Genomic DNA, 20,764 nt, shown 5'->3' on the forward strand with positions numbered 1-20,764 from the left:
GGGGCGCGATGACCGAGCGGCAACCCTCCACCCCCGGACAGCGCGGCGCGAACGAGCCGCTTGCGGCCGTGACCCGCGCCCGCCCGGCCACGCTGGCCGGGCTCGCGGGGCGGGCAGGAGCCACGAACCTGCAGCTCATGGCGGTCTGCGTCTTCGTGCTGGTGGCGATGACGCTCGCCAATCCGCGCTTCCTGACCGCCTACAACTTCGAGTCGATGGCCTTCTTCCTGCCGGAGCTGGGCATCCTCTCCATCGCCATGATGATCGCCATGCTGACCGGGGGCATCGACCTCTCGGTCGTGGGCGTCGCGAACCTCGCCGCGATCACCGCGGGGCTGTTCTTCCAGCGGGCCGGCGGGGCCGAGGCGGGGCCTGCGGTGGCGGCGGCGGGCGTGGCGCTCGCGCTGACGGTGGGGCTGGCGGCGGGCATCATCAACGGCATCCTGATCGCCCGGCTGCGGATCACGCCGATCCTCGCCACGCTGGGCAGCGGGCAGGTGTTCACCGGCCTCGCCGTGGTGCTCACCGGAGGCCCGGCGATCGTGGGCTTCCCCGCCGGATGGAACGCGATCGGCAACGGCAGGATCGGGCCGGTCCCGGTGCCCTTCGTGATCTTCATTGCCGTCTGCGTGGGGATATGGCTGCTGCTGAGCCGCACCTCCCTCGGGCTGCAGCTGATGCTGATCGGGACCAACCCGCGCGCGGCCGTGTTCGCGGGCATCCGCCGCGCGCGGATGCTGATGTATTCCTATGCGCTGACCGGCTTCCTCGCGGCCCTGGCGGGGATCATCCTGTCGGGGCGGACCAACGCGGCGAAGTCGGACTACGGCGCCTCCTACCTGCTGCAGGCAATCCTGATCGCCGTGCTCGGCGGCACCAATCCGGGCGGCGGCCGGGGCAGCGTGATGGGCGTGGCGCTGGCCGTGATCGCGCTGGTAATGCTGTCCTCGGGCTTCCAGATGATGCGGGTGTCGAACCACCTGATCGACTTCCTTTGGGGGGCGATCCTGATCCTGGTGCTGGCGGCGAACGTGCTGCTCGGCCGCCGGCGCGAGGGCTGAGCCTTGATCGCCACCGTTCCGCTGCATCCCGACCAGTTCACCCCCGCTCCCCGCGCGGTCGCGCGGCTGGGTGGGCTGACCGCGACCGCCTTCCGCTACCCGACTGGTATCGCCGCGCTGACCCTCGCCAATGCGCGCGGGCAGGTCGAGATCCTGCCCTTCATGGGCCAGATGCTCTGGGCCGCCACCTTCGACGGCCACCGCCTCGGCATGGAGAGCCAGTTCGCCGCGCCGCGCCTGGCCGGGACGATCATCGGGACCTATGGCTGCCTCGGCTTCCATTCGGGCCTCCTGTCGAACGGCGTGCCGACGGCTGCGGACGATCACCCCGTCCACGGCGAGTTTCCGACCGCGCCGATGGACGAGGCCTGGCTGGAGCTTGGCCGCGACGACCGGGGAGACTTCATCCGCCTCGGCGGCGCGCGCGACCACATCGAGGGCTTTGGCCCGCATTACCGCGCCACGCCTTCCGTGACGCTGCATGACGGCGCGGCGCAGTTCGACTGGACCATGACGGTCGAGAACCGCTCGGCCTTCCCGATGCCGCTGCAATACATGGCGCATCTGAACCCGGCCTGGGTTCCCGGCGCCCGCATCCACCAGCCCGCGCCCTACACGCCCGAACGGACGCAGGTGCGCGCCGCGGTGCCCGCGCATGTGACGCCGAACCCGGAGTATCTGGCGCTGATCGACGCGCTGAAGCGCGATCCCGCTGCGATGGCCGCGCTCGACCGCGACGAATGCGACCCCGAGCAGGTCTTCTACATCCGCGACCCCGGCACCGATGCCGAAGGCATGGCGCATCTGATGCTCCGCGCGCCCGAGGGGCACGGGCTGGCGCTGTCCTACCGCCGCGACCAGTTCCCGAAGCTGGTGCGCTGGCTGCTGGCGAACGGCGACACCAAGGTCGCGGCCTTCGGCCTGCCCAGCACCTGCGAGCCCGAGGGGCGGGCGGCGGAAGCGGGCAAGGGCAACGTCATCAGCCTCGCGCCCGGCGCGGGGACCGATTTCCGGCTGCGCTTCGGCCTTCTGACGACGCCCGAGGCGGAGCGGATGGCGGCGCTCATCAACGACACAGGAGGCGCGGCATGACCGGGCGCAAGGGCCGCATCGGCGTGGTCGGATCGAACATGATCGACCTCATCACCTATATCGACCGGATGCCGAGGCCCGGCGAGACCGTCGAGGCCCCGGATTTCGAGATCGGCTTCGGCGGCAAGGGCGCGAACCAGGCGGTGGCCGCCTCGCGGCTCGGCTCGGAAGTGGTGATGGTCACGCGCGTGGGCGACGACCTCTTCGGCCCGCAGCAGGTCGAGAACTTCCGCGCGAACGGCATCGACACGACCCATGTGCGCCCGGTGCCCGGCAAGGCCTCGGGCGTGGCGCCGATCTTTGTGGAGGCCTCGGGCGAGAACTCGATCCTGATCGTCAAGGGCGCGAACGCGGCGCTGATGCCCGCCGACGTGGACGCGGCCGAGGCCGATCTGGCCCGCTGCGACGTGATCCTGATGCAGCTCGAGGTGCCGCTGGAGACGGTCTATCACACCGTGGCGATGGCGGCGCGGCATGGCGTCACCACGGTGCTGAACCCGGCCCCGGCGGACCGCGCGCTGGACATCGGCGGGCTGGCGGGCCTGACCTTCTTCACCCCCAACGAAAGCGAACTGGCGCTGCTGAGCGGGATGCCGACCGAGACCGACGCGCATATCCTCACCGCCGCCCGCAGCCTGATCGAGCGCGGGATCGGACAGGTCGTCGTGACGCTGGGCGGCCGCGGTGCGCGGCTGGTCACGCGCGAGGCGGTGACGCCGATCGCGCCGGTGCAGGTGACGCCGGTGGACACGACCGGGGCAGGGGACGCCTTCATCGGCGGCTTCGCGCATTTCCTCGCCGCCGGACTGCCCGCGGCCGAGGCACTGGGGCAGGGCGCGCGCTATGCCGCGCAGTCGATCACCCGCCGCGGCACCCAGAAATCCTATGCGACCGCCGACGAGTTCGCCGGGTTCTGCGAGGCGCACAAATGAACGACCGCAACCCCGGCATGGCGCTCGCCCCCGACTGGTTCGAGGCGGTGGCGGTCAACCGCTCCGCCGCCGAGCGGCGGGCCGGGCAGATTGGCCCCCGGCGCAGCGTCAAGAAGGATCATCAGGCCGCTTGGCTGGTCCATGCGATCCGCTGCATGGACCTGACCACGCTCGCGGGCGACGACACCGCCGAGCGCGTTGCGCGCCTCTGCGGCAAGGCGCGGCAGCCAATCCGGCCCGACATCCAGGCCGCTCTGGGACTGGCCGACGAGCGCATCACCACCGCCGCCGTCTGCGTCTATCCCACGATGGTCGCCTCCGCGGTTGCGGCGCTCGAGGGGTCGGGCATCCCCGTCGCCTCGGTCGCGACCGGCTTCCCGGCCGGGCTGATGCCGCTGCCGTTGCGGCTGGCCGAGATCCGCTATGCCGTGGATCAGGGCGCCGAGGAGATCGACATCGTCATCACGCGCGAGCACGCGCTGCGCGGCCACTGGTCGGCGCTCTACGACGAGGTCGCCGCCATGCGCGAGGCCTGCGGCGCGGCGCATCTGAAGACGATCCTCGCCACCGGCGAACTTGGGACACTCACCACCGTCTATGCCGCCTCCATGGTGGCGATGCAGGCGGGGGCGGATTTCATCAAGACCTCGACCGGCAAGGAGACCGAGAACGCGACCCTGCCGGTGGCGCTGGTCATGCTGCGGGCGATCCGCGACTATGGCGCACGCTCCGGCCATACGGTCGGCTTCAAGCCCGCGGGCGGCATCCGCACCGCCAAGGAGGCGACCGCCTGGCTGTCTCTGATCCGCGAGGAACTTGGCCGCGAGGCCATGGAGCCCGACCGCTTCCGCTTCGGCGCGAGTTCGCTGTTGGCCGACATCGAGCGGCAGTTGCAACACCATGTCACCGGCCGCTACTCGGCCCGGTCCCACCATCCTGTCGCCTGAGGTCCAGCCATGACCATCCGCCAGATCCTGGACAGCCTCGACTATGGCCCTTCGCCCGAAAGCAGCGAGGCGGTGCAGGCGTGGCTCGACAGCCATCGCGAGGGCTTCGGCCAGTTCATCGACGGCCGCTTCACCCCGCACGAGGCGGAGGGCGCGATCCCGGTCGAGAACCCGGCGACCCATGCGGCGCTGCCTTCGGTCAGCGCGGGGACGGCCGCCGATGTGGAGGCCGCCGTGGCGGCCGCCCGCGCAGCGCTGCCAGCATGGCAGCGGCAGACGCCACAGACCCGCGCGCGCTACCTCTATGCGCTCGCGCGGGCCGTCCAGAAGCGCGAGCGGTTCCTGTCGGTGCTGGAGACCATCGACAACGGCAAGCCGATCCGCGAGAGCCGCGACATCGACATCCCGCTGGTCGCGCGGCACTTCCACTATCACGCCGGGATGGCCGCGAATATCGAGGCGCTGTTTCCCGGTCATGAGCCGGTCGGCGTCTGCGCGCAGGTGATCCCGTGGAACTTCCCGCTGCTGATGCTGTCGTGGAAGGTGGCCCCGGCCCTCGCGGCGGGCAACACCGTGGTGCTGAAACCGGCCGAGCAGACGCCGCTGACGGCGCTCGCCTTCGCGGAAATCTGCACGGAGGTCGGCCTGCCGCCCGGGGTGCTGAACATCGTCACCGGCGCGGGCGAGACCGGGGCGGCGCTCGTCGCGCATGAGGGCGTGGACAAGGTCGCCTTCACCGGCTCGACCGAGGTCGGCCGCGCGATCCGCCGCGCAACCGCCGGGCAGGGCAAGTCGCTGACACTGGAACTGGGCGGCAAGTCGCCCTTCGTGGTCTTCGCCGATGCCGACCTCGAGGCCGCGGTCGAGGGGGTGGTTGACGGCATCTGGTTCAACGGCGGTCAGGTCTGCTGCGCGGGCTCGCGGCTCTTCGTGCAGGAGGGCATTGCGGAACGGTTCCAGGAGCGGCTGAAGGAGCGGCTGGCAACGCTGCGGGTCGGCGATCCGCTGGACAAGTCCACCGATATCGGCGCGATCGTGTCGGCCGAGCAGCATAGCCGCATCGCGGACCTGCTGGCGACCGGCGCCGCCGAGGGCGCGGTCCTGCACAGTGCGCCGGGCGACCTGCCGGGGACGGGGCATTTCCACGCGCCGGGCTTCGTCACCGGGGCGCATTCCGCCTCGACGCTGCAGACGGTGGAGATCTTCGGGCCGGTCGCCACGCTGACCACCTTCCGCACGCCTGCGGAGGCCGCGGAGCTTGCCAACAACACCGCCTACGGCCTCGCCGCCTCGGTCTGGTCGCAGAACCTCGACGTGGCGATGGACCTTGCCGCGAAGGTGCGCGCGGGCGTGGTCTGGATCAACGGCACCAACATGTTCGACGCCGCCGCCCCCTTCGGCGGCATGAAGGAGAGCGGCTTCGGCCGCGAGGGCGGCGCCGCGGGGATGCGCGCCTATCTGCGGGAATCCGGGGCCGAGGCGCCGCCCGAGCCGCAGGCGCGGGTGGATTTCGCCCCCGCGCCCGTGGCGGAGGCAGCGCGGGCGGGCAACAGCGAGCCCGCGCTCGACCGCACGCTGAAGCTCTATGTCGGCGGCAGGCAGGTCCGCGCGGATGGCGGCGGCAGCTACGCGCTGCGCGGGTCGGGCGGCGTCTTCGGGGCGGCGGCGCTCGGAAATCGCAAGGACATCCGCAACGCGGTCGAGGCAGCGGTCAAGGCGCAGGGCTGGTCGGCGCAGGCCGGGCACAACCGCTCGCAGGTGGTCTGGTTCATGGCCGAGAACATGGCCCGGCGGCGCGAGACCTTCGCCCATGCGCTGACCCTGACCGGCAGCGCCGAGGCCGCCGCGCTGGCCGAGGCCGACGCCGCCATCGACCGGCTGACGCAGCTTGCGGGCCTCGCGGACAAGCTCGCGGGCGCGGTCCAGTCCACCCGCGCCCGCCACGTCACGCTCGCCATGAACGAGCCCCGGGGCGTGGTCGGCCTGGTCTGTCCCGAGGCGCAGCCGCTGCTGGGGATGGTGACGCTGATCGGCGCGCTGATTGCCATGGGCAACCGCGTGGTGGCGGTGCCCTCGCCGGATCAGGCCTGGCTGGCGGGCGATTTCGCGCAGCTCTGCGACAGCTCGGACGTGCCGGGCGGCGTCGTCAACCTGATCTCCGGCGACCCGGCCGAGCTTGCCCCGGTGCTGGCGCTGCATGACGAGGTGGACGCGTTGTGGCATCAGGGTGCCTCGGCGCTGACCCGACGGCTCGAGGAGGCTTCGGCAGGCAATCTCAAGCCGGTGCGGCGGCACGGGGTCGCTGACTGGGCCGCGCTGCCGCCCGCGCGGCTGTTGCGGCTGGCCGAGGAGGCGCAGCAGGTCAAGACGATCTGGGTCCCCTATGGCGCCTGAGGCGCGGCACCTGATCGGCGTCGATGTCGGCACCGGCAGCGCGCGGGCGGGGGTTTTCGACGCCACGGGCGAGATGCTCGCGGCGGCAAGGCACGACATCCGCATCTGGCACGAGCCCGGCGGCATGGTCGAGCAGTCGAGCGCGGACATCTGGGCCGCCGTCTGCGCCGCCGTCCGGCAGGCGATGGCGGAGGCGGGCATCACGGTGGCCTCCGTCGCGGGGCTCGGCTTCGACGCGACCTGCTCGCTAGTGGTGCTGGGGCAGGGGGGCGCATCGCTGCCGGTCGGCCCGTCGGAAGACCCGGCCCGCGACATCATCGTCTGGATGGACCACCGCGCGACCGCTCAGGCCGAACGGATCAACGAAGGCGGCCACGACGTGCTGCGCTATGTCGGCGGGCGCATCTCGCCGGAGATGCAGACGCCGAAGCTGCTGTGGCTGAAACAGCACCGGCCCCGCGTCTTCGCCGAGGCATGGCAGTTCATGGACCTCGCCGATTTCCTGACCTGGCGGGCGACGGGAGCGCTGACCCGCTCGACCTGCACGCTCACCTGCAAATGGACCTATCTGGCCCATGAGTCCCGCTGGGATGCGGGATATTTCCGGGCGATCGGGCTGGGTGAGCTGGCGGATGAGGGCTTTGCCCGCATCGGCCTTGAGGTCGCCGATCCGGGCACCGCGCTCGGCGCGGGGCTGACGCCTCGCGCGGCGGCGGAACTGGGGCTCGCGCCCGGCACGCCGGTCGGGGCGGGGATCATCGACGCCCATGCGGGCGGGCTGGGGACGGTCGGGCTGGACGGCGATCCGGCGGGCAACCTCGGCTATGTGTTCGGCACCTCGTCCTGCACCATGACCTCGACCGAGGCGCCGGTCTTCGTGCCGGGCGTCTGGGGACCGTATTTCTCGGTGATGGTGCCGGGCCTCTGCCTGAACGAGGGCGGGCAGTCGGCGGCGGGCGCGGCGATCGAGCAGCTCCTGCTGTCGCATCCGGCATCGGCGGAGGCCGCCGTTCGTGCGGCCGAACGCGGGCTCGCGCTGCCCGCGCATCTGGCCGATCTGGCCGCCGCCGCCCCCGTGCCAGTGGCGCTCGCCAAGGGTCTGCATGTGGTCCCCGAATACCTCGGCAACCGCGCCCCCCCCTCGCCGATCCGGGTGCCCGCGCGATCATTGCCGGGCTGGGCATGGAGCGCGATGAGGCGGGCCTCGTGGCCCTCTACGTCGCCGGGATCTGCGGTCTCGGCTACGGGCTGCGCCAGATCGTCGAGGCGCAGGACGCGGCCGGCGCGCCCACCCGGCGCATCGTCATCAGCGGCGGGGCGGGCAATCTCCGGCTGGTCCGCCAGCTTCTCGCCGACGCGACCGGCCGCCCCGTGAACGCCACCGCCTGCCCCGAGCCGGTGCTGCTCGGCGCGGCGATCCTCGGCGCGGTTGCCGGAGGGCTGCATCCCGATGCGGGCAGGGCGATGGAGGCCGTGACCCGGCGCGGGGCGGTCCACGAGCCGGATGCCCCGACCCGCGGCCTTCACGACGCGCGATACGAAGCCTGGCTGCGGCTGCAGGCGCTCGGGGCGGAACTGCGCGCGAGCGGTGTGTAAGGCGTCAGTCGTCCTTGCCGAATGCCTCGCAGAGCGGGCCATCAGGGTTCGTATGTCTGATATTTGCCCGCGCGAACCGGCCAACGCCGATCCTTCTGCGAAGGATCGTTCCGATGTCTCGCAGAGAAATCGTGCCGGGCGGGTGGCGCCGGGCACGCTGGTCTTTCTGCCGGCGATGCTGACCGGCCTCTGGTCTGGCGCCCGCGCCCGGTTCATCAATGTCCTCGCCTCGCAGGGAGCGACGTCATGAGCAGACCGAAGCTGAAACAACGGATTGTCCGGCACTCGGCCTCGCGCGGGGAGGGCAGCCCGGATGTCTGGGGCGTCTATGAGCCGAACACCGGCTCGATCCAATATGTCTGCGCCGATCCCATCACGAAGAAGGCGGCGCTGATCGACGTGGCCTGGGACTTCGATCCCAGGCATTACCGCTTCTCGACCGAGAGCATGGATCAGGTGCTCGGCCTCGTGGCCGAGCATGGGCTGAGCGTCGAATGGGTGCTCGACACCCATCCGCATGCCGATCACGTCATGGCCTCCGCGCAGCTGAAGGCGCGCACCGGCGCGCCGAACGCCATCGGCGAGAAGGTGCGCGATATCGCGGAGATCTGGGCGGAGATCTACAACATGCCCGGCGTCTTCGATCCGAAGCGGGACTTCGACCGCCTGTTCGCCGAGGGCGAGAGCTTCCGTATCGGCGCGCTTGAGATGCGGGTGATGCTGTCGCCCGGCCACACGCCGGGCTCGATCACCTATGTCTGCGGCGATGCGGCCTTCACCCACGACACGCTGATGCAGCCCGATGTCGGCACCTCGCGCGCCGATTTTCCGGGCGGCGACAGCGGCCAGCTCTGGTCCTCGATCCAGGAGATCCTCGCCTTGCCGCCCGAGACGCGCCTCTTCGTCGGCCATGACTACGGCACCGACAGCCGCGACGAGCCCGAATGGGAGGCGACGGTGGGCGAGCACAAGGCGGGAAACCAGCATGTGAGGGACGGCACCCGGCGCGAGGACTGGATCAAGCGCCGCGACGAGCGTGACGCCACCCTGCCGCTGCCCGACCGCATCCTCGCAGCGCTGCAGATCAACCTGCGCGGAGGACGACTGCCCGCTGCGGAGGACGACGGCCGCGTCTACCTGAAGCTGCCCGTTAACCGTTTCTGAGCGCCGGGGCATGACCATGCGGAGAGCCGGGGCGGCGGGCCGGCTGGCATCATATCTGCCCGTCCTCGACTGGGGTCGCCGCTACGACCGGCGGGCGTTCCTCAGCGACGGGCTGGCGGCGGCGATCGTGACGATCATGCTGATCCCGCAATCGCTGGCCTATGCGATGCTGGCTGGCCTGCCGCCGGTGGTCGGGCTCTATGCCTCGATCCTGCCGCTGGTCGCCTATGCGCTTTTCGGGACCAGCAGCACGCTTGCGGTCGGCCCGGTGGCGGTGGTCTCGCTGATGACCGCGACCGCGGCCGAGGCGGTGGCGGCGCCCGGAAGCGCGGAATATGTCACCGCCGCGCTGATCCTCGCGCTGCTTTCCGGGCTGATTCTGCTTGTCATGGGGGCGTTCCGCCTCGGCTTCATCGCGAACCTGCTGTCGCACCCGGTCATCTCCGGGTTCATCGCCGCCTCCGGCCTGCTGATCGCCGCGAGCCAGCTGCAGCATATCCTCGGCGTGCGGGCGGGGGGGCACACGCTGTTGGAGGTAGGGCGGGCGCTCGCCCGGGGGCTGCCCGAGACCAATCTGCCGACGCTCGTCGTCGGGGTCGCGGCGACGGGTTTCCTCTTCTGGTCCCGCACCGGCCTCGGGCCGGCGCTCCGGCGGCTCGGGTTGTCCTCCGGCGCGGCCGCCCTGCTGGCGCGGACCGGGCCGGTGGTCGCGATTGCCATCTCGATCCTCGCCGTGGTCGGGTTCGGCCTCGAGGCGCGCGGGGTCGCGGTCGTGGGCGAGGTGCCGCAGGGGCTGCCCGCCCTGTCGCTGCCGCCGCTCGACCTGTCCCTCTGGACCGCGCTGCTGCCGGCGGCGTTCCTCATCTCGATCATCGGCTTTGCCGAATCCGTCTCGGTCGCGCAGACGCTCGCGGCGAAGCGGCGGCAGTCGATCCGGCCGGATCAGGAGTTGATCGGCCTCGGCGCCGCCAACCTCGCGGCGGCGTTCTCGGGCGGCTACCCGGTGACCGGCGGCTTCGCGCGGTCGATCGTGAACTTCGACGCCGGTGCGGAAACCCCGGCGGCGGGCGCCTACACGGCCGCGGGCATAGCGCTCGCGTCGCTGTTTCTGACCCCGCTCCTCTTCCACCTTCCGATCGCGGTGCTCGCCGCCACCATCATCGTCGCCGTCCTCAGCCTCGTTGACCTGGGCGCGCTGCGGCGGACCTGGGCCTTCTCGCGGTTCGACTTCGCCGCGATGGCCGGGACCATCCTCGTGACGCTGGGCTTCGGCGTCGAGCCGGGCATCGTCACGGGGGTTGCGCTGTCGGTGCTGCTGCACCTCTGGCGCACCTCGCGCCCGCATGTCGCAGTCGTCGGCCAGATCCCCGGCACCCAGCATTTCCGCAACGTCCTGCGCCACGACGTCGTCTGCGCGCCCGAGGTGCTGAGCCTGCGCATCGACGAGAGCCTCTATTTCGCGAACGCCCGTGCGATCGAGGACATCGTGCAGCGGGCGGTGGCCGAGCGCCCGCAGGTCCGCCACGTCGTCCTCGACTGCGCCGCCGTGAACGGCATCGACGCAAGCGCGCTCGAGAGCCTCGAGCTGATCATGCACCGGTTGGGCGATGCGGGCGTCAAGCTCCATTTCTCGGAGGTGAAGGGCCCGGTGATGGACCGCCTCGCGCGCAGCGACTTCCTGCGCCACCTCACCGGCCGCGTGTTCCTGTCGCATCACGAGGCGCTGGGCGAACTCGCGCCGGAGACGACCCGCCGCGCCGACCTGGCGGCACGGCCCGACATCGACGCGGCACGGACCTTTCCCGAGCGGGCGTCGCGGCGGCCGGGGTGAAGGCGGAGCCGCGCAGCTCGATCTTCGCGCTCACGGCTTGGGTTCAATCCGCGCGGCAATCCCCTCAGGAAAGCGGCGGCGGACCGCCCGCCCACCCCCACCCTCCATGGCGCCACGTCACGCGTGACCACTGCGCTCCAGCCGCGGCCGCAATGCTGTCTTGCGAGATCGGCGGGTGGGCGAGGGGGACGCGGCCGAGGTTCCGCTCAGCAGACCGGCCTCGACCCGGCGAGGCTCAGCCGTGGGTCGTGCAGGAGGGTCCGGTTGCGGCGGCGTTCGGCGCCTCGCCCAGCAGCGCGCCGATCCTCAGGCCCAGCACAAGGTCGGCCTCGGCCCCGAGAGCGTGGTGCCGCAACCGCCCCTCGCGGTCGAGAAGCAGCGTCGTGGGCGTGCCCTGCAATCCCCATTCGCGCATGGTGACGGGCATGAACCCGTCCTCGCGGGGGCGGTCGATGCCGACCGGGAAGGTCAGGCGGTATTCGGACAGGAAGACCTTCAGCGCCGCGGGCGTCATCACCTCGTGATGCTCGAAGACGGTGTGGATCCCGATTACGGCGAGATCCGGCATCCGCATCGAATGAACCTGCTGCATCTGCGGCAGCGAGCGGTTGACGCAACCCGGACAGAGCATCTGGAACGTGTGCAGCGCCACCACTTTGCCTCGCAGTCCCGCCAGAGTCAGGGGCGGGCTGTTGATCCACTCGGTGATGTCGGGCTCGGGCAGGGTGGTCATGGAGACCATCTGAACACCCGACCGGATGGAAGGTCCAGCGACGGGCGGCTTTGTCAGACCCCCATCGCCGGCCCCTCCGGCGCTGCGCGCTGCGGCGCGTCGGGGGCGGGCGGCACGGGGAAGCTGCGCAACCGAAGCGCCTGGCAGGCGCAGAGCAGCATGAAGCTCGGCACCGTGACCGCGTAGCGCCGCCAGAGGCGCCGCGGCTCGGAGGCGAGGCGGAACAGCCATTCGAGGCCGCTGCGCTGGATGAAGCGGGGCGCCTGGCGCTTCCCGCCGGCATGGAAGTCGAAAGCCGCCCCCACCCCGATCAGCACCGCTGACGGCAGAAGCGGCTGCATCTCGGCCATCCACAGCTCCTGCTTCGGCGTTCCCAGCCCGACCCAGACTATGTCCGCGCCGGAGGCGTTGATCTGCGCGGCCACATCGCTCCGCTCGGCCTCGGTCAGGGCGCGGAACGGGGGAGCGTGGCGGCCGGCGATCTGCGTGCCGGGGAATTGCGCCAGAAGCCGCGCCTCCAGCAGGTCGAGGGTCTCGGGCGTCGCGCCGTAGAGGAAGTGACGCAGCCCGTGATCCCGTCCCCGGTCGAACAGGGCGAGCATCAGGTCCGGCCCGTAGACGCGATCCGCCTCGCGATGACCCGCGAGCCGCAGGGCCCAGACGAGGGGCATCCCGTCCGGCGTCACCAGAAGGGCGTTGTTGTGGACCGCCCGCAGCGCGGGGTCATGATGGCACTTCACCACGCCATGGGCGTCGCGGATGCAGACATAGCCCCCTTCGCGCCGTTCGACCGCCGCCAGGACGCGGTCCACGGCGCGGTCGAGGTCGAGCGCCGAGAGCCGCATGCCGAGCAGATTGATCCACGGAACCTCGCTGCGAGGCCCGCCTGCCGTCCCGGAGTGACTCATGCTGCCCATGTTCGTTGCCCGTCCCATGCGATGTGACCTCGAGGTTATACCGGCGGCCGCATCACAGGGACTTGGCCATTCGGATGAGCGCTGCAGTGTCACGGCGCGGGACGCGGACCCGACCCGGTCACGCGGCGCGCGGTCCTGCGCGTCACCAATCCCCCGAGGCGACGCAGGTAGTGGGCAGCCTGCATGTAATCGAACCCCATCAGCGCCAGCATCCGGCCGAAGCGGAACTCGAGCCGCTGCGCCGAACCCTGTACGCGGGGCAGGGCGCCGGCCCATTGCGTCCTGCTCAGCGCGGCGAAATAATCGCCCTTCCGCGGGATCCGCGAGCGGAACAGCCAAGGCTTCTCGGACCCCGTGTAGTGCAGGATCGCCGGCCGGCGCCGGGCCTCGCGCGTGGCCTCGAACTCCAGCGGGAAGGCCTGTCGTCCGCAGGCATACATCCGCGCCTGAAGGTTCCAGCGGCAGTCGAGCAGGAACAGCTCGTCCGAAAGAACGGCATTGATGGCGTCCTGGTCGTAGAATTCGAGCGCCGGGCCCATGGTCTCGACATAATCGAGAATCCTGCGCGTCAGCCCGAGCTTGCGCCACCGCACCAAGTCGATCAGCAGGACGCCGGAATTCACGTAAACCTGGTCGAGCGGGATGCCGAGCTGGCGCCGGCGGGTGGGCGAAATGACCGACGGCAGGCGCGGATAGTCCGGTGCGGCGCCGACCGCCTTGCCCCCGAGCGCACTTTCCCAGAGCGGCCGCAGATCGTCCAGCACGACGAGGTCGCAATCGAGGTAGAGCACCCGGTCGAGATCGGATGAGAGAACCTCGGGGGCGAAGATCCGCAGATAGCATTCCTTCGACATGAACTTGTCGACGAAGAAGTCGTTGAGGCGCGCGTCGCCCACGCGGTGGATCGTCAGCGAAAGGCGATCATCGGAAAGGCTGTCCCGCAGCTTCCGCTCCGCCTCGGCATCGGAATCGCAGGTGAGGACGTGGAAGTCGACGGCCGATCCGGGACTCGTATCGGCCACCGAGCGGGCGGCCGCAGCGAGGTGCTGGAAGTAACCGGGATTGGCGCAGAAAAGAACCGTCATGGGCCCGGAAGGCAGCGGGGTCCGGTCAGTGGCGTTCACGGGTCATCTCCATGTCCTCGAAAGTCCTTTCAGGCGGCCGGTCAGCCACTCCGGCAGCAGGTAGCGCCAGGCCTGCGAAGTCTTGCGGAAGACGAAGCCCCGGCGGCGCGCGAGACCCAGCCATGTCTGCAAGCGCACGGCAATGGGAAAGAGCCTGAGGTCGGCCTCGGTGGCGCAGGCCATCCGCACCTCGGGGGTTTGTCCGTGGTCCAGATGTCCGAAGACGAACGGCAGGAAGGCGTCGAGGTCGGTCAGCCGGGGTGTGTCGCACCCGGCCCCCGGCGCGCGCGGGGGAAGAGCAAGGGCGCGGTCGTAGACAGCCTCGAGCGCGCGAAGCCAGCCCTCGCCGATATTGGTCGCCTCGATGTTGGCCCTGGTCCGCTCGCCCACCGCGACCCGGCGCGAGGGGGCGGCCAGCAGCCTGTTCAACTCGGCCCGATAGGCGGAGGCGCTCTCGCAGCGAACGAGAACCCCGTCGATGCCGGGTGAGTCGGCGCCCATCACCTCGCAGCCAGGACCGAACGGATAGAACGAGACCAACGGCAGGCCGAACAGGCCGGCCTCGAAAAGCGAGGTGATCGACGGGAACGGGAACGAGTCGATGTAGATGTCGGCGGCCTGGAAGAACGTCGCGGTGTCCGGCCGCTCGGGATGCAGGTGGATGCGCCCGGGCACCGCCGCCATCGCCGCGCTCCAGTCCACCGCGCCTCCGGGGCCGACGGCGACGAGGTGGACGCGTGGGTCGTCACGGAGGACGGGCACGAGCGTGTCGGCGAAACTCGCGCCGCCCAGCGCCCGGTATTTCACGGCGCGGGCTATGGTCAGCAGCACCACGCTGTCCTCGGGAAGGCCGAGTATCCGTTTGGCCTCGACGCGCGAAAGCGTTCTTGGCATCGGCTCGAGGCAGAGCGGCATCAGCGCGTTCCGCTCGCGCGGGATACCCCGTCGCGCGACGCAGAGTTCAAGGCCCGAGCGGCGTGTGTTGACGACGAGATCGGCGAAGCCCGCGCCGAGCCACAGCACATGATCGGAGTGGTTGAGGAGCAGGACCGGTGGCCGGCGCTCCATCCCGGCGAGCGCGAGGACGGGCACGATGTCGAAATTGTCGGCATGCAGCACAACGATGTCGGCTTCCGCGAGCGCGGCCTGCAGCCGCCGCGCCCAGCCTAGGAGGCCGCCCAGCGAGAAGTTGATGCGGGCAATCCGGCCGCCGCTTTCCGCCACCGCATCGCGCAATCGCGCCGGCACGGCATCGATCTGGCGGGTGAGCGCCAGCGAGTGCCGGTTGGCCCGGTCGCGACCGATCCACCGCCAGATCATGCGGGAACCGCCCCCGATCCCGGCCACCCGGCTGGCGACGTGAAGAACATTCATGCCCGTGCTCTGCCGCATCCGGGGTCGCCGCGTCCCGATCCCCGGCAGTGCGGAATGTCCCAGCCGCCGGATCGCCGCCTCCAGCCGATGGCTGGCGAAACGGCCTGAATGCCACATGACGGCGTGGTTCGCCGCTACCTGTGCCGCGGCGGCGGCATGGGCGAAGTCCCCGGTGGCGACAAGGCGCTCGACCGTGTCGATGAGCCCGTCGAGTTCCCCGGAATGGCGCGCCACGAGTTCTCGCCCGGCGATGCGCCATTCGTCCATGACCGGCAGATCCGCCGGTCCCTCGCAGACCGTGGCAGCCGCAGGGTCGGGTTTGGCGTGGAGGGTCATCTGGCTCCTGTCCGGTCTGTGACGACGGTCTGGCGGTGCCCCGCGGAAGCGCGATCGGCGCGGGTGATCCATCGTGCTCTGGCAAGGGCCGACCGGATCTCGCGGCGGGCCTTGAAGAGCGTGAAGGCGAGGAAGGCGAGCGTGGGTGCCTCGATCAGGACGCCGAGTCCCTGGGTGGCGGCGATGAGGAGGATCAGCGCGAGAAAGAAGCCGAGCCGCATCAGGTGCAGCGGAAGATCCCATGCCGCACCGCCGCCGCGGCGATAGACGATGTAGGGCACCCATTTCTCGACCACATGCGCGCCGATGGCCGCGGGCGCCATGGGGACCAGCGGCACCACGGCCGCGAAGGCGGCGCAGCGGGCGAGCTGAAGCGGGCCGTAGGGCCAGATCCGCGTGGACTTGTCGAGCCGGTTGAAGAGGCGGAAGCAGAGCGCCGTCGCAAGCAGGACGCCGGCCCAGATCGCGGCGCTGAGCGGATCGGGCAGGCTCCAACCGCCGATCAGGGCGAGGCCCGCGAAGCCCGCAGCGCCAGCCCAGAGCCAGGGCGCCACGCTCGGGGTGGCGACGGGGATCACGCCCCAGGTTTCGCTCAACCGCGGGTCGGCCTCGAATCTGGCGGCGATGCGGTCGTTGTCGACATAGCCCTGCTCGTAGATCGCCCAGAACGAGACGAGCAGGCAGAGAAGTCCCGCGATGTGCAGCAGCGGCAGCGGCGCCAGCCAGACTGAGCACAGCACCCACAGCGCGAAATCGTCCTGCAGGATGCTGCGCCGGATGTAGTGCTTGTTCGGCCGCTTGATCCGCGTGAGATACCGCCCCGGCAGATAGAGGTCGGCGAAGGCGGGATGGAACCGCGCCTCCGGCCAGACGGTCCGCAGCGGAAGCGCGCAGGCGTCGAGAACGGGCATGTCCTCCAGCGAATCCGTCACGCAGAGGCTTCCCCGCAGCGCCGCATGGTCCAGTTCCCGCCGCAGGAACCCCAGCTTTCCGCCGCGCCGGTCGGCCGCGTTCCAGAGCCGCGCCGAGACGATGCGCGCGCCCCCGAACCCCATCGCCGCCAGAAGCGGCGCAACGATGGGCCTGAAGCCCAAGGTCACGATCACGGGCGGCTCGCGGCGGGCCTCGAGGGCCTCGCTGAGGGCGATGTTGGTCGCGCCGCGGGCGAGGGCCGCTGCCCGGCGGCGCCACAGGGGCAGCACCCAGGGAAAAGCCAGTAGGACCGCACGCACCCGCCAGACATCGCGGGTGCCCGGCCCCGTCAGCAGCCATGGCCGCAGGACATCGAGCAGTTTCAGCAGCAGATACGCAGCCAGTGCAGGCCGCGCCGTGTCGATGAAATCCTCGGTCGAGTTTCGCAGGTAGAGCGTCTCGTCGAGATCGACGAGCACCGGGCCGCTGAAATCCCGGACCGCGGCCAAGGCGACTGCCGGCGAGGCGTCGTGAACGCACGCATTCGGGCCGTCGCCTGGTCCCCGATCCAACATGCTGCCGCGGCTTTCCGTCTCGTTGCACTCCCCGGCGAGCCTACAATGCGGGTTCCATCGCGCACAGGCGGCTAACGGCGTAGGGCGGGGGCGCGCCCGGGGTTATCTGCGGGCAAGGCGCTTACGCAATGGTCGTGTGGCGGTCTGAAGCCTGCCTCGAAGGAGGTAAGGGGCGATCAAACGGCGTAGGAGGCGACAGCCGGTGCGAGGCGCCGCCGCGCCCCGGCCTGCCGCGAAGGTTCCGGCGCGCTTGGCCCGATGGCCCGCATTGCAGCGCGGGGCGCAGACTGCCCGCGTCGGGGTCAAGCGATCATCCCTTCGGACAGGCGCCCTCGGCTGAAAGGGGCAGGGCTTCCTCGGATTGCCGTCGCCCGTTCTCGGCAAGCCTCTGCAAGGATCGCATGGGCCCTTCCGGGTCGCCGCCGCGCTTCGGGCTGGTCACGGCGCAGCTCAGGGAATCAAGGATCGTCCATGACGGACCGTATTGCATTGATCATCGGCACCACCGGTCAGGATGGCGCCTATTTGAGTGAGCATCTTCTGGCGAAGGGCTATATCGTCCACGGGGTGAAGCGGAGGTCGTCCTCCTTCAACACCGGGCGCATCGATCACCTGTATCAGAACCCGAAGGACGGGCCGACGCGCTTCTTCCTGCATTATGGCGATCTGACCGACGCCACCAACCTGATACGGATCATCCAGGAGGTTCAGCCCGACGAGATCTACAATCTCGGCGCCCAGAGCCACGTGCAGGTCAGCTTCGAGACGCCCGAATACACGGCCAATGTGGATGCCCTTGGCACCCTGCGCGTCCTCGAGGCGATCCGCATCCTCGGCCTCGCCGGGACGTGCCGCTTCTACCAGGCCTCGACGTCGGAGCTGTTCGGCAACAGCGTCGTCGGGCCGCAGAGCGAGAGCACCCCGTTCCGCCCGCGCAGCCCCTATGCGGCGGCCAAGCTCTATGCCTACTGGATCACGGTGAACTACCGCGAGGCCTACGGGATGCACGCCTCGAACGGTATCCTCTTCAACCATGAGAGCCCGGTCCGCGGCGAGACCTTCGTCACGCGCAAGATCACCCGCGCCGTCGCCGCGATCGAATGCGGCTTCCAGACCCGGCTGCAACTGGGCAACCTCGATGCGTGCCGCGACTGGGGCCATGCGCGCGACTATGTCGACGGCATGTGGCGCATCCTCCAGCAGGACGCGCCGGAGGACTTCGTGCTGGCGACGGGCGAGACGCATACGGTGCGCGAGTTCGTCGACCGCGCCTTTGCCGTGGTCGGGCGGTCGATCGACTGGCAGGGCAAGGGTCTCGACGAGGTCGGCCGCTGCGCGCGCACCGGAGCCGAGCTGATCCAGGTCGATCCGGCCTATTTCCGGCCGACCGAGGTCGAGTTCCTGCTCGGCGATTCCCGCCGGGCGCGGGAGCGGCTGGGCTGGGAGCCGACGACCAGCTTCGAGGACCTGGTCTCCGAGATGGTGACGGCCGATCTCGCCGCGGCGAAGGCCGTGGCCGACAGCAACCTGCGGATCGGCTGGTGATCGCCGTGGGGGCGCCGTCCCCGCTCGCCGGGAAGACGGTCTTCGTGGCCGGTCATCGCGGCCTCGTCGGATCGGCGATCGTGCGGCGGCTGGCGCGGGAAGGCTGCCGGGTGCTGACGGCCTCGCGGGCTGAGCTCGACCTTCTCCGGCAGGCGGATGTCGAGGCCTGGCTGCAACGGCACCGACCGCAGATCATGTTCATCGCGGCCGGCAAGGTCGGCGGAATCCTCGCCAACAGCGTGGCGCCGGCCGATTTCCTCTATGAGAACGTGATGATCAACGCCAACCTCCTGGCCGCCGCGCACAGGATCGGCTGCGAGAAGGTGGTGGTGCTGGGTTCAAGCTGCATCTACCCGCGCGAGGCGCCGCAGCCGATCCCGGAAAGCGCGCTGCTCACCGGGCCGCTGGAACCGACAAATGAGGGCTATGCCATCGCCAAGATCGCCGCGGTCAAGATGGCGCAGGCCTATGCCCGCCAGTATGGCGATCCCTTCGTCTCGCTGATGCCCAGCAACCTCTATGGCCCCAACGACAATTTCGACCTCGAAACCTCGCATGTCCTGCCCGCACTGGTGCGCAAGTTCTCGGACGCGCGGCGGCTGGGAGCCGCCACGGTGACGGTCTGGGGCAGCGGCACCCCGATGCGCGAGTTCCTGCATGCGGACGACCTCGCCGATGCCTGCCTCTTCGCGGCCCGACACTGTCATGGCGGCGAGATCCTGAATGTCGGCTCGCAGGAGGAACTCTCGATCCGCGCCCTGGCGGAACTGGTCGCCCGGATCACCGGCTTCCGCGGCGAGATCGTCTATGATCGCTCGATGCCCGATGGCACGCCGCGCAAGAAGCTCGACACTTCGGCGCTTGCGGCACTGGGCTGGCGGGCGCGCATCCCGCTGGCCGAGGGGGTGCAGCAGCTGCACGAGAACTGGCTGCAGCGGGCCGTCGCGGAGAATGCGGTCTAAGTCACGCAATCATAAAGGGCTGGCGCCTCTGTGCAATCGCTGATTACTTCTCGAAAGAGGAAGGCAGCATGAGCAGCGCCGTTACGTCATCATCGCCCGCAGCCCCGGACCATCCTGTTGGCCAGAGCGTGGCGACAAGCAGCCGGGGCTTGCGCGCCAGCATGCGATCCAGCCATGAGGTCTCCGTTGTTTGCTGCGCGACACCGTATAGAGGGTGTGTAACGTCCCAGCCTTTCTTCAGCATGCCTGTTCCAGCGCCCGGAGCGGGAGCCGCCACGCCGGCTTATCCGCCCTCCCTGTCGCCAGCCGGCTCGCCGACGACCACAAGGGCCGGCGCGCGGCAGCTCGCCGGGTCGACGCCACGCATCAAACGTACCGGATTCATTGGCTCCGGAACGCCTTCGGGCACGCCCCCGCCAAGCCGCGCGCGGCGGTTGCGGCTATGCTGAAGACGGGAAGCCGAGGCTCAGTGGGACACCGTAGCCGACGCCCTACGCGAGAAGAACGAGAAGCTCGTCGCTCTCATGGACGCCTCCCGCGACGATGTCCTGGCCTACATGTCGTTCCCGCGCGAGCACTGGGCGCCGATCGCGTCGACGAACCCACTCGAGCGGGTCAACCGCGAGGTCAAGCGGAGGTCAGACGTCATCGGGATCTTCCCCAACGACGCGGCCATCGTCCGGCTCGTCGGCGCCCTGATGCTGGCGACCAACGACGAATGGGCTGTAACGCGCCGTTACATGAGCCTTGGAACGCTCGCGCGCCTCACAGACAATCCCACGTCAGGCTGCCCGCCGTGGCGTCATGATCAGGCTCGGACCTTCCCGAAGGCCCGGCGCTCCTACACCATGCCCGCGGGGCACGACTGCCAGCAATGGGCCCTGCCCCGGGCGCCATCGTCCCCCTACGGGCGGCGAGCGCCCGGACCCTCGTCGAAGCGGTGAGATCACGGGCGCGCTCCAGCCCCTGCCGACCCAAGCGATCCAGCCGCTCGCCCCGCGTGAAGCATGCCTCAGGCCCTGCCGGGTCGCGCTTGTGCGGCGTCGCCTTCCGCGCCAACCCGGCCTCGGGCAAAATACCGGCGCAGGAAACGGCGCAGGGTCGGCGACCATGGCCGGAGGCCCGGGGGAGCGCCCGTCAGTTTGACCTGCCCCCCCGGCGTCCCTCGATCATGACGAGAGTCCTTGGACTTGGTATTGGTCGGTTTCGGGTTGGGCAAGCGCGCCGGGCGCGGAGCTCACGGATTGCTCAAGTGCCCGGCGCGCTTGT

Annotated in this window: 15 protein-coding genes and 2 pseudogenes; 11 read left to right on the forward strand and 6 right to left on the reverse strand. The window is 70.2% G+C overall.

Annotated elements, in window-relative coordinates; all coding sequences use genetic code 11:
- Nucleotides 1-8: 8 nt before the first annotated feature.
- From GI374_RS16115 to GI374_RS16150, 8 genes and pseudogenes are all read left to right on the forward strand, one after another.
- Entirely contained in the window at nucleotides 9-1,061 is a 1,053-nt protein-coding gene (locus GI374_RS16115; RefSeq protein WP_154338067.1) for an ABC transporter permease, read from the forward strand.
- 3 nt (nucleotides 1,062-1,064) lie between these two features.
- Entirely contained in the window at nucleotides 1,065-2,153 is a 1,089-nt protein-coding gene (locus tag GI374_RS16120; RefSeq protein ID WP_154338068.1) for a DUF4432 family protein, read from the forward strand.
- The gene (gene rbsK, locus GI374_RS16125) at nucleotides 2,150-3,085 is read left to right on the forward strand and encodes a ribokinase (protein ID WP_154338069.1); all 936 of its coding nucleotides are present in this window, start codon (nucleotides 2,150-2,152) and stop codon (nucleotides 3,083-3,085) included. The genes GI374_RS16120 and rbsK overlap by 4 nt, the downstream gene beginning before the upstream one ends.
- Nucleotides 3,082-4,032 carry a deoxyribose-phosphate aldolase gene (gene deoC / locus GI374_RS16130; RefSeq protein WP_154338070.1) on the forward strand — a complete coding sequence of 317 codons (951 nt, stop codon included), beginning with the start codon at nucleotides 3,082-3,084 and terminating at the stop codon, nucleotides 4,030-4,032. The genes rbsK and deoC overlap by 4 nt, the downstream gene beginning before the upstream one ends.
- Before the next feature lie 9 nt (nucleotides 4,033-4,041).
- Nucleotides 4,042-6,426, forward strand: coding sequence for an aldehyde dehydrogenase family protein (locus tag GI374_RS16135; RefSeq protein WP_154338071.1), 2,385 nt, complete (start codon nucleotides 4,042-4,044; stop codon nucleotides 6,424-6,426).
- Nucleotides 6,416-8,022 (forward strand): annotated as a pseudogene (locus tag GI374_RS16140) (FGGY-family carbohydrate kinase). The gene GI374_RS16135 and the pseudogene GI374_RS16140 overlap by 11 nt, the downstream one beginning before the upstream one ends.
- Nucleotides 8,023-8,268: 246 nt before the next feature.
- Nucleotides 8,269-9,186: an MBL fold metallo-hydrolase gene (locus tag GI374_RS16145; RefSeq protein WP_154338072.1), complete on the forward strand. Its 918-nt coding sequence runs from the start codon at nucleotides 8,269-8,271 to the stop codon at nucleotides 9,184-9,186.
- A gap of 16 nt (nucleotides 9,187-9,202) precedes the next feature.
- Entirely contained in the window at nucleotides 9,203-11,017 is a 1,815-nt protein-coding gene (locus tag GI374_RS16150) for a sulfate permease (RefSeq protein ID WP_154338086.1), read from the forward strand.
- A 235-nt stretch (nucleotides 11,018-11,252) separates the two neighbouring features.
- Here GI374_RS16150 and GI374_RS16155 read toward each other — a convergent pair whose 3' ends face one another.
- The 5 genes from GI374_RS16155 to GI374_RS16175 all read right to left on the reverse strand — a co-directional run bounded on the left by GI374_RS16155 (nucleotide 11,253) and on the right by GI374_RS16175 (nucleotide 16,922).
- A complete protein-coding gene (locus tag GI374_RS16155; RefSeq protein WP_154338073.1) occupies nucleotides 11,253-11,750 on the reverse strand; it encodes a TlpA disulfide reductase family protein in 498 nt (165 codons plus the stop codon).
- A 53-nt stretch (nucleotides 11,751-11,803) separates the two neighbouring features.
- On the reverse strand, nucleotides 11,804-12,685 hold the full coding sequence (locus GI374_RS16160; protein ID WP_229583415.1) for a WecB/TagA/CpsF family glycosyltransferase: 882 nt from the start codon (nucleotides 12,683-12,685) through the stop codon (nucleotides 11,804-11,806).
- A 71-nt stretch (nucleotides 12,686-12,756) separates the two neighbouring features.
- Nucleotides 12,757-13,752 carry a glycosyltransferase family 8 protein gene (locus GI374_RS16165; protein WP_154338074.1) on the reverse strand — a complete coding sequence of 332 codons (996 nt, stop codon included), beginning with the start codon at nucleotides 13,750-13,752 and terminating at the stop codon, nucleotides 12,757-12,759.
- A 42-nt stretch (nucleotides 13,753-13,794) separates the two neighbouring features.
- The gene (locus GI374_RS16170) at nucleotides 13,795-15,501 is read right to left on the reverse strand and encodes a glycosyltransferase (protein WP_195759960.1); all 1,707 of its coding nucleotides are present in this window, start codon (nucleotides 15,499-15,501) and stop codon (nucleotides 13,795-13,797) included.
- Nucleotides 15,498-16,922 carry a haloacid dehalogenase-like hydrolase gene (locus GI374_RS16175; RefSeq protein WP_195759961.1) on the reverse strand — a complete coding sequence of 475 codons (1,425 nt, stop codon included), beginning with the start codon at nucleotides 16,920-16,922 and terminating at the stop codon, nucleotides 15,498-15,500. The genes GI374_RS16170 and GI374_RS16175 overlap by 4 nt, the downstream gene beginning before the upstream one ends.
- A 537-nt stretch (nucleotides 16,923-17,459) precedes the next feature.
- Here GI374_RS16175 and gmd point away from each other — a divergent pair.
- Both gmd and GI374_RS16185 read left to right on the forward strand, forming a co-directional pair.
- The gene (gene gmd / locus GI374_RS16180; protein ID WP_154338077.1) at nucleotides 17,460-18,533 is read left to right on the forward strand and encodes a GDP-mannose 4,6-dehydratase; all 1,074 of its coding nucleotides are present in this window, start codon (nucleotides 17,460-17,462) and stop codon (nucleotides 18,531-18,533) included.
- Nucleotides 18,530-19,495 (forward strand): GDP-L-fucose synthase family protein, encoded by a 966-nt coding sequence (locus GI374_RS16185; protein ID WP_370515416.1) that lies wholly within the window; start codon nucleotides 18,530-18,532, stop codon nucleotides 19,493-19,495. The genes gmd and GI374_RS16185 overlap by 4 nt, the downstream gene beginning before the upstream one ends.
- A gap of 43 nt (nucleotides 19,496-19,538) precedes the next feature.
- Here GI374_RS16185 and GI374_RS18910 read toward each other — a convergent pair whose 3' ends face one another.
- A complete protein-coding gene (locus tag GI374_RS18910; protein ID WP_195759963.1) occupies nucleotides 19,539-19,739 on the reverse strand; it encodes a hypothetical protein in 201 nt (66 codons plus the stop codon).
- A 66-nt stretch (nucleotides 19,740-19,805) separates the two neighbouring features.
- Here GI374_RS18910 and GI374_RS16190 point away from each other — a divergent pair.
- Nucleotides 19,806-20,303, forward strand: a pseudogene (locus GI374_RS16190) (transposase); the annotation flags it as partial.
- Between the last annotated feature and the right edge of the window lie 461 nt (nucleotides 20,304-20,764).

Source organism: Paracoccus sp. S-4012 (genome assembly GCF_009674885.1).
Classification (GTDB): domain Bacteria; phylum Pseudomonadota; class Alphaproteobacteria; order Rhodobacterales; family Rhodobacteraceae; genus Paracoccus.

What these genes read in the sequence shown, in the direction of transcription:
- GI374_RS16115 (WP_154338067.1), top strand. Translation starts at nt 9, where the DNA reads ATGACCGAGCGGCAACCCTCCACCCCCGGACAGCGCGGCGCGAACGAG.
- rbsK (WP_154338069.1), top strand. Translation starts at nt 2,150, where the DNA reads ATGACCGGGCGCAAGGGCCGCATCGGCGTGGTCGGATCGAACATGATC.
- deoC (WP_154338070.1), top strand. Translation starts at nt 3,082, where the DNA reads ATGAACGACCGCAACCCCGGCATGGCGCTCGCCCCCGACTGGTTCGAG.
- GI374_RS16135 (WP_154338071.1), top strand. Translation starts at nt 4,042, where the DNA reads ATGACCATCCGCCAGATCCTGGACAGCCTCGACTATGGCCCTTCGCCC.
- GI374_RS16145 (WP_154338072.1), top strand. Translation starts at nt 8,269, where the DNA reads ATGAGCAGACCGAAGCTGAAACAACGGATTGTCCGGCACTCGGCCTCG.
- GI374_RS16150 (WP_154338086.1), top strand. Translation starts at nt 9,203, where the DNA reads ATGCGGAGAGCCGGGGCGGCGGGCCGGCTGGCATCATATCTGCCCGTC.
- GI374_RS16155 (WP_154338073.1), bottom strand. Translation starts at nt 11,750, where the DNA reads ATGACCACCCTGCCCGAGCCCGACATCACCGAGTGGATCAACAGCCCG.
- GI374_RS16160 (WP_229583415.1), bottom strand. Translation starts at nt 12,685, where the DNA reads ATGGGACGGGCAACGAACATGGGCAGCATGAGTCACTCCGGGACGGCA.
- GI374_RS16165 (WP_154338074.1), bottom strand. Translation starts at nt 13,752, where the DNA reads ATGACGGTTCTTTTCTGCGCCAATCCCGGTTACTTCCAGCACCTCGCT.
- GI374_RS16170 (WP_195759960.1), bottom strand. Translation starts at nt 15,501, where the DNA reads ATGACCCTCCACGCCAAACCCGACCCTGCGGCTGCCACGGTCTGCGAG.
- gmd (WP_154338077.1), top strand. Translation starts at nt 17,460, where the DNA reads ATGACGGACCGTATTGCATTGATCATCGGCACCACCGGTCAGGATGGC.
- GI374_RS18910 (WP_195759963.1), bottom strand. Translation starts at nt 19,739, where the DNA reads ATGCTGAAGAAAGGCTGGGACGTTACACACCCTCTATACGGTGTCGCG.